Source organism: Paenibacillus naphthalenovorans (assembly GCF_001465255.1).
Lineage (GTDB): Bacteria > Bacillota > Bacilli > Paenibacillales > NBRC-103111 > Paenibacillus_G > Paenibacillus_G naphthalenovorans.
Genome location: NZ_CP013652.1, coordinates 1,438,521 through 1,452,443, shown reverse-complemented (window position 1 = coordinate 1,452,443; position 13,923 = coordinate 1,438,521). Strand labels below are relative to the sequence as shown.

Genomic DNA, 13,923 nt, shown 5'->3' with positions numbered 1-13,923 from the left:
ATCGCAGCGGCTGCTGCCGCATTCCGTTTCTCTATACGGCACAAATAGGTTTTACCGACCCAAAGGGTATGTCATAATGATCGTGAAAACGAATACATGCCGGCCGGAAAATTCTGTTCAAGGTGGTGTTTTCTTTGGCGCAAAAAGAACCTCTTTCTTCCGTTAACAATGCGATCCGTATCTTGCGGGAATTTACTTTAGCGGATAAGGAGCTCGGCATCACGGAATTGAGCAAGCGTTTGGGATTGGCGAAAAGTACCATTTTCCGGTTAGTCAGCACACTCCACGGCAACAATCTTGTAGAGAAAAACAAGTACACGCATAAATATCATTTGGGGATCGGCTCCTTCGAGCTTGGTTTTGCCGTATACCATGGCAATGAGCTGCGCTCGATCGCTGCGCCCCTTCTAAACAAGCTGATGACAACCTACCGTGAGGCGGTTCATTTAGGTGTCTATGATCGCGGAGAAGTCGTATTTTTATGCAAAATGGTTCCTGACGATCATCATGGAACCGTATCGAAAATAGGAAAACGCATACCAAGCCACTGCACCGCTTCAGGCAAAGTGCTTCTTGCCGTCCAGGCTGAGCAGGAAATCAGCCGCGTCATTGAACAAGGACTTGACCGGCATACACACAAAACCATTACTAGCGGCGAAGCGCTCCTTGAACAACTGCGCGAAGTGCGCAAAAGCGGCTATTCTACCGGAATGTCCGAGTATAAGGACGGTATTTGCTCCATAGCCGTTCCGGTGCACAGCAGCACCGGTCTGGTCATTGCAGCCGTTAGCTTTGCCGTAACCAAATCGTATTTGTATCCCGTACAGGTACAAAACTATGTCAAAGATCTGAAAACCTGCAGCAGACTAATCACCGAGCGGCTAAGTTAAGATATGCCTGATCCGATACGTGATATTGTTGCCGATTTACGGGATGGATTCGATCCATCCCGTTATTTATTGTTCCATTATCTTTTCTTCCCGGGCGATACGGTGACAAGAAGCGGACCGGGTTCGCCTTCTCCCCCCGCCGTTTTTAAAGCCAAGTCCGTTTCCTCCAAAGCGAAATCGTGAGAATTCATGATCCGCAGCGGAAATTTGCCCGATGCGATAAAATCGACGGCCATTTGTACCGATGTATAGCTGTGTCCCCTTACGCCTTTAAGCTGAAGTGTTTTCGTGATGACCGAGTCGATATCGAATTCGGGGATCTTCGTATATTTGTAAGCTCCAAACATGACCATACCGCCACGGCCGGCCGCAGCCACGGAGGAGATGACCGGCTCTGACCCGCCGGAGGTTACATCGATAACCACATCGGCCATCCGGCCGCCTGTGATTTCATGGACCCGATCTTCTAAACTTTCGGCTTGAATATTCACGATATGATCTGCACCGAGGCGTCTGGACAATTCAAGCCGCTTCATACTGGTAGATCGTCCGGTGACGATCACGCATTCAGCCCCGGCCACCTTGGCCGCAAGGGTACAAGCCAACCCTTGCTGGCCGGGCCCCTGAATGACCACCGTTTTCCCCGGGCCTACACCGCCCTGCAGCAGCATCCATTCAAACCCGTTGGCCAGAGGCAAGGTGAGGGCGGCTTCTTCCGGAAGAACATGCTCAGGCATGGCATGCAGCACCGAGTTCGGATGAAGATACATAAACTCGCTGAAGCCGCCCCATAAGGACGGCTGCCGATCCACAGGCGTAGCACCGTATCGGATACCGCCGGTTCTCGGATCCGTCGACGGGCAGGAGCGATACATGCCTATCCGGCAGAAAGAGCATTGGCCGCAAGGGATATATTCCTCGAGTGCCACCCGATCCCCCTCCTTCACCCCCCAACGCGCAGCCGCCTTTTCCCCTACCCGCTCAATAAAGCCGACGATATGGTGACCCAGTATGCGGGGAGATTGCGATTTCTTATAGTAGGACACATCCGTTCCGCACACGCCTACGGTTTCGATGCGAAGCAGTCCGGAATCCTCCGTTGCCTCCGGCAGGTCAAATTCCCGCAGTTCCGTCCTTTGAACTCCGGCCGCAACTGCGGCCAATGAGGTTCGCTTCATGAAATCAGCCTCCTTTCCTTCATCCTCATGGTTTACCCCGCCTTAGATAAGTGCTGCTCGGAAATGGTCGGCGTTTTCTTTGGACCTTGTACCATTAGATGGTGTACTGCTCCAAGGTCGACTTCACAAATAAATCTTCCACTGAAAGCTTGGTTTTGATAAGCCCCTGTTCATGAGAATAGTGGACCAACGCTTCCAAGGCAGCGCGGTTTTTCTCTAATCCGTAAGGCCAGAAATCATCGCCCATCAGTTGCTTCGTCCGTTCGACTTCCGGCACCAGCCAAGGCAGCGTCACTTTTAAGGCCGCGGTTTGATTGAAGCCCTCGTACACCTTGTTCTTGGCTTCGACGAACGCCTGATACAGGTTTTGCGCGGCCCACGGGTACCGTTCCAGAATTTCGTTGCGAATAGCCACAACATGCATAATCGGGAAAATGCCGGTTTTGCGGAAATAATCTTTTTCAACGGATACGTAATCTTCGAACAGACGTTTTACGCGCGGTGACCCCTTCAAGAAGCAGGACGGCGCCCGAGGAGCAATAAACGCGTCCAGATCGCCGTTCTCCAGCATTTGGTTTAGTGTCTGCTCCGGACCGATCGGCTGCAGGCGAATGTCCGCGGGCAGCTCCAGCTTGAACTTTTCGACACGACCGGGCGTCTCCTGCCCTCCATAGAACCACTCCGCCTCGGTCGGATGAACACCGTATTCATGCTGCAAAAATCCGCGAATCCAGACGCAAGCGGTCAACTGATACTCGGGAATACCGATGCGCTTGCCTTTTAACTCCTCCGGTCGACGGATTCCTGCTTCAACATTCACATAAATCCCCGAATGACGGAAATACCGCGACGGAAATACCGGAATGGCCGTAAAATGGGGAAATCCGCGGTCCCTCGCAAGAAGATAGGAAGAAGCAGACAGCTCGGCAACATCGAATTCCTGGTGGCGCATCATGCGGAAAAACGTTTCTTCCACCGGCATGCTGAGAAAGTTCAGTTCAATGCCCTTGGGACGGACGGAGCCGTCCATTAACGCTTGAACACGATCGTAGTCCCAGCAGGCGAAGCTTAAATTCAGTTTAGCCATGGAAATCCTCCTTATGTAGATATGGAATGGTGATTACCGGTTGATGACTCCTCTTGTGGCGCAAACCAAATGAGCAGGTTCGCAATGATAATCGTACCGGCCACAAAATAAAATGCCGCAAATAAACCGAACTTGTCGGAAATGATGCCTCCAAGCAAGGGGGATACCGATTGGCCCAGGGACTGCATGCCGAACAGGATGCCTATGCTGGTCCCGGCCATTTTTTGGGGAGACGATTCCATTAGCCAAGCCTGCATCACGGGACGGACCGCATAGAGAAAAAATCCGAGAACCGCGATAAATACGATGAACAACGGCGATTTGCCAAAAGCCGCCATAGCAATCAAAATAACGGCGGATACCGTCATGCTTGTCGTCAATACCTTTTTGCGTCCCCATTTATCGGACAAATGACCGGATATCGGAGCGGCGATAAAGCCTCCCATCTGGAGCAGGAATATGCCTGATCCGACCCACAAAGGGGAAAAATCCAGCTCATGCGCCAAATACAACGGAAGAAAGGTAAGCAGCGCGTTTTGCGTCATGGAACGGAAGGCGGAGCTCGTTGAAATGAGCACCAGGCTGCGGTTTTGTACCAGTCCCTTCAGTCCGTTGAAATATTCCTTTACGGTTTGTCCCTGCTTCTCCTCGCCAGCCCTCGCCTTTTGTTTTTTGAGGTCCAATGGTGAATTCCGCAGCATGATCACAATAAGCAGCGCGATGATCACGCCGGGAACGATATTGAGCACAACGATTTGCCTCCATGTAAATAGAGCCAGCATCGCACCTATCGCAAGCGGGGCGAGCGCATCGCCTGCATGGGCTCCCATGCCGTGAACCGAGAGGACAAAGCCTCTCCGCTCCGGATAGCGCTGCGATAATGCAGGGATCGCCGTCGGATGCCACAGGTTGTTGCCTATGCCGACGAGCGAGATGCAAAGAAGCAGCATCCAGTAGGTACTCGTGAAATTCATGAACAAGTAGGGAAATCCGACCCAGAAGAGCGATAGTGCCATCAGAAGACCTTTTTTGCCGACCGTATCGACCAGCATGCCTCCCGGCACATTGGAAATCGTGCTCGCCATATATTGAAACGTAATGAGCATGCCGGTTTCGGTATAGCTGAGTCCCAGCTCTTGGCCAATCACCGGAAGCAGCATATAAAAGGTGGCCGGATACCAATGGGTTAATCCGTGACCGATCGTGATCAGCCACATGTCCTTCAAGGAAGGCGACGGCGATGCTGCGACGGGTTCAGTCGATTCGCTCAAACGATGAAATCCCTCCTTTGGTTTACCACACTTGTATGATGTCGGAAGCTCCGATCGCATTCCACAGGTTCATCACCTTAAAGCCGTCCTGCTCGGCACGAGGCCACATAACATCCCTTTCACGCAAGCCGATCACGACCTCATAGCCTTGCTCGCGCAGCCGCTTTGCATATTCGGCCCCGTCCTCGCTGTAGCCAAGTACGGCAATTGTTTTTCCTGCAAATTTTTTAGGCATCGCCATGGCGTCTCCCCTCTCTGCCAAGCCAATCGGAAGTTATTGCCGTAGTTTTACTTCATAATAATCCCATACCTTGCGGTAGAGGGCTGGCTTCCCTAAATGACGGGCACAGGCCTCGATTTCCTGATCGTTCAGCTCATAGGGCATGCCCAAAGCTTGAGCCCTGTACTGGCGCTGAGCGTTCTCTTCCAAGTAAATGCACAAGGCGAACGCCTCCTCGAGCGTGGAGCCGGTGATGACGCTTCCGTGAGATTTTAACAGCATCGTGCGGCTGCCCCCGAGCGCCTCGGCCAACCGGCCGCCCAGCTCCGAAGTGTTTATGGAATCCACGCGGTCAAACGTCGAAATCTCCCCCAAAAGAGCTGCTTGAGGAAAAACAGGCTTAAGCGGTGTTCCCGTTATACTGAACAAGGTCGACCAGCGGGGATGGGCATGGATCACAGCCTGTACGTCGGGCCGTTTTTTATAGATTTCCGTGTGGATGTGATATTCCATCGGCGGGACTTCGCTCCCTTCCAACGGCGTGCCGTGTACATCCATAATGACGATATCCCCGGCGCTCAAATCGTTCCGGGCACTCGGTCCCGAATTGATCAGGATATGCTCCGTACCGGGAATACGCACGCTGCAGTGGCCGTTAAAGTCGATGATCTCTGCCCGTTCCAGCATCAGAATGCATTGTACCAAGCTCATTTTTAATGATTCCAAACCAGTAGCGAGTACCATATTCGTTCCTCCCCTTTGCTAATGGGCCGCCTAGAATTTGGCTGTCATTTCTTCGAGCAGCGCCTCTTTCCAATCCACACCCTTGGGCAGAAATTGATCGCAGCCTCTAACCCTGCTGTGTGTTTCCGGATCCGCCCCGCGCGGCGTTTTACCCGCCTCCACGTCTCTGGTCGCCTCCAAAAGCAGCTGGCGCGCCGCAATAATGGCGGTATCCGCGGTACCCAGCTTTTCCTTGGTGCGATCGCAGAATGGCTGCTCCATCGTTTCCTGAAGCGCGTAGTCCTGGGTGTTGATTCCGGAGATGCCGGTAAAGGTTTCGGTTCGCTGCACCTCACGGTCAATGAGATAATCGTTGGAAGGATTGCGCACCAGTTTATACCCCGGCAGCATATCTTCTTCTCCGCGACCGAAGTCCTTTTCGTGCTTCTTCACAAATTCAGGAGTGAATGGAATATGGACATCCGATGAGTATAAAATGTTATACACCCATACGTTAGCGTCATCGATAGGCACCCACACATGGCCTGCGATGGACGGAAATTGCTCCATTTTACCATCGGTCCAGCGGATCATGGCACCTCTCATTTGCTGTGCAGGCATAAGAAATTGATAAGCCCTGACATAATGGTTATCTTCCTTCAAGTCGCGAATTCCTGCGTATTTGAAGCCGTAATCGGTTTTGACCACCTCGAGCTTTGGCGCGGTAGCCCTTGTCCGCAGCGCGTTTTTATCCGCTATGTTATTGTTATGGGCAAACGAGGAATGGGAAGTGTCAATGCCTCCTTCCAGGGCTTGCAGCCAGTTGCACGCTTCGAAGGTTTTCGATACGTTGCGGCAGTTTTCCGGAGCTCTCATCCATTCGTAATCCGGGTAACCCGGCTGCTGCTCTTTCGGCCCCATGTAGGTCCAGATGACGCCTGCTTTTTCATAGACAGGATAGGCTTTCAATTTGACGCTATGCTTGAAATCGCTGGTTGGCGGCTCGTTCGGCGTGTCCAGGCATTGACCGTTTGTATCGAACTTCCAGCCGTGATATACACAGCGGAGTCCGCATTCTTCATTGCGCCCCCAGAACAAATGGGCCCGGCGATGAGGGCAGTACGCATCGAGCAGTCCGACTTTGCCGTTCGTATCGCGAAAGGCAACCAGATCCTCCCCCAGCAGCCGGACGCGAACCGGCGGGCAATCCGCTGCCGGCAGCTCTTCGCTCAAGACGGCAGGAATCCAATAACGGCGGAACAACTCGCCCATCGGTGTTCCGGGACCTACCCTGCACAGCCTTTCGTTGTCTTCTCTTTTTAACATAGCCATCTCTCCCTTTGATTTCTTCGACAGGGTCGACCAAATGGCACAGGCCGCTCTTATCACCTGTTACTTCGCATAAAAGCGTTCATCCACCACTTGATCGACACTCATTTCTTTCACAAGCGCACCGGTTTCCTTTACCGTATCGATAGCCCATTTCATGCCTTCGATGTTTATTTTTCCCTTGTCTGCGAGTGCCGGCAGTACGAAATCGAACGATTTTTCCGCATCGGCTCTATTCATTCCCAGCTCTGCCATGGCGATTTGCAAAGCTTCTTCGCGGTTGGCGCCATCCTTTATGAACTTCACGGCCTCGGCGTGCGCCGACATAAAGGCGTAGACCACCTCCGGCGTATTTTTAATCAGGTCCCCATTGGCGGCGATCATATTGTGATTGTACGTTTTAAGCTCGTCGCGCATTAAGGCCAACCTGGTGAAACCGAGCTCCTCGGCCTTCAAATCGGTAGGCTGGCTTAAAATAGTGACGGACGCCTGACCGGTCTGCAGTGCCTGCAAGCGGCCCGCGTTCTCCCCTGCGTTGATAAGCCGTACGTCCTCGTTGGGCGTCAGCCCGTTTTTCTTCAACCAATATTGCAGCTGAATGTCTGTTCCGTTACCCGGTACGTTGCTCGCCGCCGACTTTCCCTTCAGATCGCCGGGGCTTTTGATATCCTTGGATACAAAGATCGAATACATCGACTGATCGTCGAGCGTACCGATCATTTTGACGTTTGCGCCTTCCGCCACCCCGGTAATAACCGATTCCGGAAGCGTGGAGATGATCGGATATTCTCCGGTTTGAAGTCCTCTTAGCGCAAGAACACCGCCCTTGACATACTCGAGATTGACTTCCAAATTGACGTTCTTATAAAATCCTTTCTGTTGAGCTACAAAAATCGGAAGATAGCTCATGTTTTTCGACGGAAGCCCCAGCTTCACCGTGGTCAGCTGATCCGGCATGGTCTTCATGGCCGCTGCAGCTCCCGGGTTTCCATTCTTGCCCTCTGGTGCGGGCGAATCAACCGTCTGGCTCCCGCATCCGGCAGCTGCCAATAACATCGAGGTACAGGCAAGCAGCCTCAGCGTATGCTTTCCAGTCCTGCTTAACGAATGTCGAATCCACCTCTTCATCCCACTCGCTCCCCTTTCAGGTGTCGGAGGGCCCGGTCCCCACACTATTCATGATCGCCCTCTTCAATAAAATACCTCTCCGCAAACGATAAAAACAGGGGCGGTTCTTGTATAATGAACAATGCCAAAAGAAAATCAGTTTCGTCTCAGGTCCTAAACAAAAAACAAGCTGACATCCACGGAATGCGGACGCCAGCTTGTCAGCTTGTTGGTTTAATTTTCTATGCCTGTACCTCTTTAAGATCCTTGACTCCCGATTTGGTTAGAATCCTGCGTAATTCGTGCTTTAATTCCAGATCCACCTTATCGCTTGCTAATATGGATTCAAAGGTAGAACGGACAATTCCGCCATTCTTCGGGTTTCTGAATAATGCATAGGTTTCCTGAAGCTCGTTAATCAATTCCTGCACATTCTCATTATTGGCTTCGACCGAGATTTGACCGATCAAGCTTTGCAGTCTTCTTGCCTTTTCAGCCTGTTTGGCCAGTCTTCGTCTTCTGTATCTCATGATCAGAATGAAGATGACTATATTAAGTAAAATAAGTGAAACGTTTACAACATTGCCTTCCACACCGGAATCCCCCTACAAAATGGATATGTTATGTATTTTGCCTGCGCTTTCATGTCAAACGATGCCTATCGGCCTACTGTACTTACAGAATTGTAGTATAAAAAAATCACCGAAGTCAATTTTTTCATCTCTCACTTCCATATGCAGCGCCAAACCAGACAGTACATTCATAGCAACAAAAAAATCCCATGTAATTGGGATTTTAAAAAGAACATATGCCGTTTATATGACGAGGAACCGCCCTGGACCGGTTTGTTTCATTGTAAATATTTTGTTTTTAACGCATCGACCACAACGGCAATAAAGATCATCAAGCCCCCGACCATCGTCACATAATAGGAAGAAATTCCCAGTATTTGCAGGCCGGTTTGAATGACGGTAAGCAGCAGCACGCCTCCTAATACTCCGGAGATGCTTCCCCTCCCTCCCGTGAGACTGACGCCTCCGATGACGGCTGCAGCCAGCGTGTACATGAGCAAATCGGAGCCGAACGTCATCGTAACGGCACCCATATATGCGGAGAGCAAATATCCCGAAAAACCCGCCAATCCGCCCGAAATGGCAAAAGCATAAATCTTGATCCGATCTGTCCGGATCCCGCTCACATAGGCGCTCCGGCTGTTACCGCCCGTTGCGAACAGGCTTCTGCCGAACACGGTCTGCTTCCATATAAAATAGACCAACAAATAGATAAGAAGGAACGGGATGGGGAGTACGGGAAGACCGGCGACGGTTCCTTGTCCGATCCATGTATAGGCCGCAGGAAAATTAATAATGGAACGGCCCTGGGTCAAGGCCATAAGCGCTCCCTGCAGAATAAGCCCCATAGCCAGCGTTTCAATCAAGGCCGCAGCCTTCAATTTGGCGATCAGCCAACCGTTTGCGAATCCGACGCCAACCCCGAACAAAACAATGACCACAACGGCAAGAAACCAGGGAAGCCCGCCGTTCATCAAGGTGGTGCCCAATCCGGCGCTAAACGCCAGAACACCGACAACCGATAAATCGATCTCCCCGATAATCAGGACAAAAGACATCCCGGCGGTCAGCACGCCGAGCACAGCCGTTTGGACCAGAATATTTTGCAAAATCGATTTGGAAAAAAACGTGGAGTCGATTAACCCCATAATAATAATCCCGAATACAAGGAGAAACCAGACAATATGATTGGCAAACAGCCGGACCAGCCTTTGTTCGTTCTGTGCCAACGGCAGCGGAGGCTGCGAAACGGCAACATTGCTTTCTTTGACGCTCATGCTGCACCACCCTTTACTGAATCTCGCATTTGAATCACCTGCTCAGCCGTGAACCCGTCATTTTCCGCTTCACGGACGACCTTTCCGTCGGAGAAAAAGATTAAGCGGTCCGCTACCCTGAGCAGCTCATTGTAATCGTTCGTCAGGTACAGAACGCTTAATCCCGACCGGGTAAGCTCATCGATCAGAAACAAAATCTCCTCCCGGCTTTTGACATCGATCCCGATTGTCGGCTCATCGATAATCAATACGGACGGTTCCACACTTAGTGCCTTGGAAATCACCACTTTCTGCTGATTCCCCCCGCTCAAATTCCCTACCAATTCATAAATAGAGCCGGCTTTAATGTTCAGCTGTTTAAAATAGCCGGTAGAATTGTCGATCTCTCTTTCCTTATCCACCAATCCCATCAGCTTTTTGAGCTTGGACCCCAGGATGGACAAACTGATATTTTCTTGAATCGGAAGCTGCTGCACAATCCCTTCTTTATGACGATCGTAAGATACATAGACGATATGATGCTTCAAGGCTTCAGCCGGTTCTTTAGGTATGCCGATCTCCCGGCCGTTCAAATGAATTTCCCCGCTCTCCACCGGATACAGCCCGAACAGGCCCCTGCATATTTCCCTTGCGCCCGATCCGGGAAACCCGATCAAGCCCAAAATTTCTCCACGGTGCAAACGGAAGGATACGTCCTTCAGGTCCTTTCCCTTGATGTTCCTGCATTCCAGAATCGGTTCCTTCTCCGCTCCCGGCTCCCGGGTACGGGTACACAGCTCAACATCTTCGCCCACGATCAAATTCGTCAGCGAGCGCTCGTCAACCGAATCCGCCGCATAACCGGTAAAAGACAGACCGTCGCGGATGACGGTGATCCGGTCGCACAGCTTTAGCACCTCTTCAAGATAGTGAGATATAAAAATAATGCCGGTACCCTGCTTTTTCAGCTTGAGTACGAATTCAAACAAGCTGTTTCTCTCATCCGCCGAAAGTGCCGTCGTCGGTTCGTCCAATATGATTAATTTGGCCTTGCTGAACAAGGCTCTGACAATATTGAGCTTTCTTTGATTGACAAGAGACAGATCCTTGGCCTTCATCCTGGGATCGATGGGAAGTCCGTATTCACGCAACTCCTGCTCCGCCTTCTCAAACATAGGCTTCCAATCCACGAGCCCTGCTTTTTTCCGCAGCCATACGCCCAGAAACAGATTCTCGGCGACGCTGAATTCGGGAATGATGGTGGCATGCTGGGGGACGACATAGATGCCCAAATCTTGTCTTTCGAGAACGGAAAGCTGGTCGATCGGCTGTGAATCCAGTTCAACCGCTCCGCTGTCGCAGGAGAGAACGCCCGAGATGATATTGACCAGCGTGGATTTACCTGCACCGTTTTTGCCGACCAATCCATGAATTTCACCATAGTCTACGGCAAATTCGACATTTTTCAATACTTCCTTCCCGCCGAAGCTTTTGTACACATTGGAGATTTGAAGCAGCAAACGGATCCCCTCCACTATCATAAATCTTTATGCGCATAAGATGGAGAGAGCGGAACTCTACCCCATCTTATACCGTGTATGAAGCCTTAATATCTCCTTAATATCGTAATCCGTACTTGTTCCAGGCTACATTGCCCCAGTGCGCATCATTGTCCACATTGGTGCTGTCAATGACATAAGGATCGATGACCATGTGCGGGCCGGTCTGACCTTCCTTGATCGGCGCTTCTTTCCAGAAATAGCTGTCGTTCTTATAGGTTTCGATCGGAACCTTCTGTCCCTTTAGCGTATATTTGTCCAGCATTTCAATCACCAGCTCGCCGTAAGCTACGCAATCCTGATTAATCGAGGCATCATACCAGCCCTCTTGAATCCGCTGCAGCGCAATCGGCTCCGCATCAATCGTGACAAAGATGACGTGTCCTTCTTCGCCCACCTTTTTCAATTGATTGGTCTGCTTCAACGCTTCATAAAGTCCCATTGCAGGGTTGTCGCTTGGCGCGTGGACAGCGTCGAGGGTTTTGTACTTCGCGATCGCATTCAACGCCACATCCTGCGTCTTTCTCATATCTCCTTCGGCAGGCATAGCCAGATAATTGATGTTCGGATATTTCTTCATGACCGCATCGAAGCCTTCCTTACGCGCTCTCCATGCCGAGCTGGACATGGCCCCGTATGCATTCAGAACGTTGCCTTTGGCTTCTCCGTACTTTTGCTCCAGCCGTTTTACGATTTCCATGGCCGCCATTTCACCGGCTTTATAATTGTCGAAAGCCACTGTAAACGATACATTGCCGCCTGTCGTCGGCGTATCGAAAATCGCAACCGGAATGCCGGCCTGCTCCGCTTTATCGATGGCCGTAACCAGTCCTTCGCTGTCATTGGGATCGGAAATAATGGCTGCCGGCTTCTTGGAAATAAAGTTGATAAATTGGTTCGTTTGTTTGGCGGAATCAAAGTCGGCCACGCTCGCTTCGAATTGGTAGCCGAGCTCTTCCGCTTTCCGCTTGGCCGCTTCCTGCATCGCGACAAAGGCATAATAGTTCAAGCTTTTGTGGGATAAAGCAATCAGCCCTTTGCCATTGGAGCCGCTCGGCGACGTACCGCCTCCTTGTTCATTCTGCTGTGGAGGCGTTGAGCCTCCGGCGGTTTGCTGCTGCCCTCCTCCGCAGGCGGATATGGCAAGCGACAGCAGGAATACGGCAATCAATGCGGCAAAGCTTCTTTTTCTTAAATGTTTCATAGACATCCCCCTATTCTGTTTCAAGTTCTCCTCCAGCTTTCGCGGACTTACATGACACCGCGAAGAACGATGCTTTTGATTTGCGTCAGCTCTTCAAGCGTATACAGCGTTCCCTCTCTGCCGATCCCGCTTTTCTTATATCCGCCGAAGGCGCTGCATACCGGACGGTAGCAGGTTCCGCCATTGACGGAAACAATCCCGGCCTCGATTTGATTTCCCCCCTCCATCGCCTTGTAAATATCCCTGGTGAAAATGGAAGAGTTCAAGCCATATTGACTGGCGTTTGCGATGTCGATCGCTTCCTGCAGATCTTCAAACGCGATCAGAGCAAATACGGGACCGAAGATCTCCAGATCCTTGGCAATGTCCATATCCTTCGTTGCTTCGAGAACGGTAGGCTCGATGAACGTTTGCCGAACCCGCTTTCCTCCCAGTGCCAGCGTGGCGCCTTGGCCGATCGTATATTGAATTTGCCGTTCCACTTTTACTGCTGCGGCTTCGTTAATAAGCGGTCCGACATCCGTTCCTTCTTCAAGCTGATGGCCGATCCGCTTCGCAGCCAGTTTTTCAACCAACTTGGTTTTAAATTCCTCATAGACGGATTGCTGCACCAGCAATCGTTTGTTTGCGCAGCAGACTTGACCGTTCGCCAACAGCCTTCCGAATATCGCATGATCGACGGCTGCATCCAGATCGCCGTCCTCGCAAACGATCATCGCATCATTTGCGCCAAGCTCAAGGAACACCCTTGACAAGTTTTTGGCGCCGTTTTGGGCGATGATGGTTCCCACTTCCGTGCTTCCCGTAAAGCTGACGGCTTGAACCGCCGGACTTTTAACCAAATAATCTCCTGCCTCTTCGCCATAACCGTTTACAATCTGCAGCACATCTCTCGGAACACCCGCTTCATGCAGCATCTCCGCCATGCGCGTGACCGTTAACGGGTCATCTTCCGGCGGTTTGACGATAATCGCGTTCCCGGCAGCCAAAGCAGCCCCCGCCTTGTGGGCAAACAATTCCGCCGGGAAATTGAACGGGATAATGCCTACGATGACGCCCAGCGGTTCCCGCTTCGTAATCATCAAATCTTTTTCAAGACCGGACTGGATTTCCAAAGGAATCGTTTGACCGAACAATCTTTTGGATTCTTCGACAAAGCCTTCAAAAATGGCCGCCGCCGTATCCAGCTCCCAGCCTGCCTGCTCCAGCGTCTTGCCGTTTTCTGCGCTGAGCAGCCGGGCGAGCTCATCGCGTTCGGCCCGCAGATGTCTCACAAAGCGGTTGATGATCTCCGCCCGTTTATAAATCGGCGTCCGCGCCCAAGCCTTCGCTCCAGCCTGCGCTGCGTCCAGCGCCTTCTGAGCGTCCTCCATCGTTGCGGCCGGTACGGTGTCAATCAGTTCCATCGTGGCCATATTCCTTACTTCAATAACGGCACTGCCCGAAGCACCGCGTTGTTCTCCGTTCAACTGAATAGACATAACATGTATACTCCCTTTCCTTTTGGATTTGTGAAGCGGAACGGTT

The 13,923-nt window shown here is 51.5% G+C and carries 13 protein-coding genes; 1 reads left to right on the top strand and 12 read right to left on the bottom strand.

The window, feature by feature from the left end; translation table 11 throughout:
* Window positions 1–134: 134 nt before the first annotated feature.
* Window positions 135–890: an IclR family transcriptional regulator gene (locus IJ22_RS07015; RefSeq protein WP_054817200.1), complete on the top strand. Its 756-nt coding sequence runs from the start codon at window positions 135–137 to the stop codon at window positions 888–890.
* 77 nt (window positions 891–967) lie between these two features.
* Here IJ22_RS07015 and IJ22_RS07010 read toward each other — a convergent pair whose 3' ends face one another.
* From IJ22_RS07010 to IJ22_RS06955, 12 genes are all read right to left on the bottom strand, one after another.
* Complete coding sequence (locus tag IJ22_RS07010) at window positions 968–2,068, bottom strand: zinc-dependent alcohol dehydrogenase (protein WP_054817199.1); 1,101 nt, start codon at window positions 2,066–2,068, stop codon at window positions 968–970.
* 94 nt (window positions 2,069–2,162) lie between these two features.
* On the bottom strand, window positions 2,163–3,155 hold the full coding sequence (locus IJ22_RS07005; RefSeq protein WP_062408160.1) for an ABC transporter substrate-binding protein: 993 nt from the start codon (window positions 3,153–3,155) through the stop codon (window positions 2,163–2,165).
* An 11-nt stretch (window positions 3,156–3,166) separates the two neighbouring features.
* Entirely contained in the window at window positions 3,167–4,426 is a 1,260-nt protein-coding gene (locus IJ22_RS07000; RefSeq protein WP_201023599.1) for an MFS transporter, read from the bottom strand.
* Between the two features lie 22 nt (window positions 4,427–4,448).
* Window positions 4,449–4,661 (bottom strand): Rossmann-fold NAD(P)-binding domain-containing protein, encoded by a 213-nt coding sequence (locus tag IJ22_RS06995; protein WP_160327350.1) that lies wholly within the window; start codon window positions 4,659–4,661, stop codon window positions 4,449–4,451.
* Between the two features lie 39 nt (window positions 4,662–4,700).
* Window positions 4,701–5,390 (bottom strand): class II aldolase/adducin family protein, encoded by a 690-nt coding sequence (locus tag IJ22_RS06990; RefSeq protein WP_062408156.1) that lies wholly within the window; start codon window positions 5,388–5,390, stop codon window positions 4,701–4,703.
* A 30-nt stretch (window positions 5,391–5,420) separates the two neighbouring features.
* Window positions 5,421–6,695: a Rieske 2Fe-2S domain-containing protein gene (locus IJ22_RS06985; protein ID WP_062408154.1), complete on the bottom strand. Its 1,275-nt coding sequence runs from the start codon at window positions 6,693–6,695 to the stop codon at window positions 5,421–5,423.
* 66 nt (window positions 6,696–6,761) lie between these two features.
* Entirely contained in the window at window positions 6,762–7,826 is a 1,065-nt protein-coding gene (locus tag IJ22_RS06980; RefSeq protein ID WP_062408152.1) for an ABC transporter substrate-binding protein, read from the bottom strand.
* Between the two features lie 221 nt (window positions 7,827–8,047).
* The gene (locus tag IJ22_RS06975; RefSeq protein WP_054817192.1) at window positions 8,048–8,398 is read right to left on the bottom strand and encodes a hypothetical protein; all 351 of its coding nucleotides are present in this window, start codon (window positions 8,396–8,398) and stop codon (window positions 8,048–8,050) included.
* A gap of 257 nt (window positions 8,399–8,655) precedes the next feature.
* Window positions 8,656–9,654 carry an ABC transporter permease gene (locus tag IJ22_RS06970; RefSeq protein ID WP_062408150.1) on the bottom strand — a complete coding sequence of 333 codons (999 nt, stop codon included), beginning with the start codon at window positions 9,652–9,654 and terminating at the stop codon, window positions 8,656–8,658.
* On the bottom strand, window positions 9,651–11,153 hold the full coding sequence (locus IJ22_RS06965) for a sugar ABC transporter ATP-binding protein (protein WP_201023598.1): 1,503 nt from the start codon (window positions 11,151–11,153) through the stop codon (window positions 9,651–9,653). The genes IJ22_RS06970 and IJ22_RS06965 overlap by 4 nt, the downstream gene beginning before the upstream one ends.
* Window positions 11,154–11,250: 97 nt before the next feature.
* Window positions 11,251–12,396, bottom strand: a complete 1,146-nt coding sequence (locus IJ22_RS06960) for a sugar ABC transporter substrate-binding protein (protein ID WP_062408146.1) — start codon at window positions 12,394–12,396, stop codon at window positions 11,251–11,253.
* 47 nt (window positions 12,397–12,443) lie between these two features.
* Window positions 12,444–13,877: an aldehyde dehydrogenase family protein gene (locus IJ22_RS06955; RefSeq protein WP_062408144.1), complete on the bottom strand. Its 1,434-nt coding sequence runs from the start codon at window positions 13,875–13,877 to the stop codon at window positions 12,444–12,446.
* Window positions 13,878–13,923 lie beyond the last annotated feature (46 nt).

Excerpts from the sequence above, each read along its gene's own strand:
- IJ22_RS07010 (WP_054817199.1), bottom strand. The coding sequence starts at position 2,068 with ATGAAGCGAACCTCATTGGCCGCAGTTGCGGCCGGAGTTCAAAGGACG.
- IJ22_RS07005 (WP_062408160.1), bottom strand. The coding sequence starts at position 3,155 with ATGGCTAAACTGAATTTAAGCTTCGCCTGCTGGGACTACGATCGTGTT.
- IJ22_RS06995 (WP_160327350.1), bottom strand. The coding sequence starts at position 4,661 with ATGCCTAAAAAATTTGCAGGAAAAACAATTGCCGTACTTGGCTACAGC.
- IJ22_RS06990 (WP_062408156.1), bottom strand. The coding sequence starts at position 5,390 with ATGGTACTCGCTACTGGTTTGGAATCATTAAAAATGAGCTTGGTACAA.
- IJ22_RS06985 (WP_062408154.1), bottom strand. The coding sequence starts at position 6,695 with ATGTTAAAAAGAGAAGACAACGAAAGGCTGTGCAGGGTAGGTCCCGGA.
- IJ22_RS06980 (WP_062408152.1), bottom strand. The coding sequence starts at position 7,826 with ATGAAGAGGTGGATTCGACATTCGTTAAGCAGGACTGGAAAGCATACG.
- IJ22_RS06970 (WP_062408150.1), bottom strand. The coding sequence starts at position 9,654 with ATGAGCGTCAAAGAAAGCAATGTTGCCGTTTCGCAGCCTCCGCTGCCG.
- IJ22_RS06960 (WP_062408146.1), bottom strand. The coding sequence starts at position 12,396 with ATGAAACATTTAAGAAAAAGAAGCTTTGCCGCATTGATTGCCGTATTC.
- IJ22_RS06955 (WP_062408144.1), bottom strand. The coding sequence starts at position 13,877 with ATGTCTATTCAGTTGAACGGAGAACAACGCGGTGCTTCGGGCAGTGCC.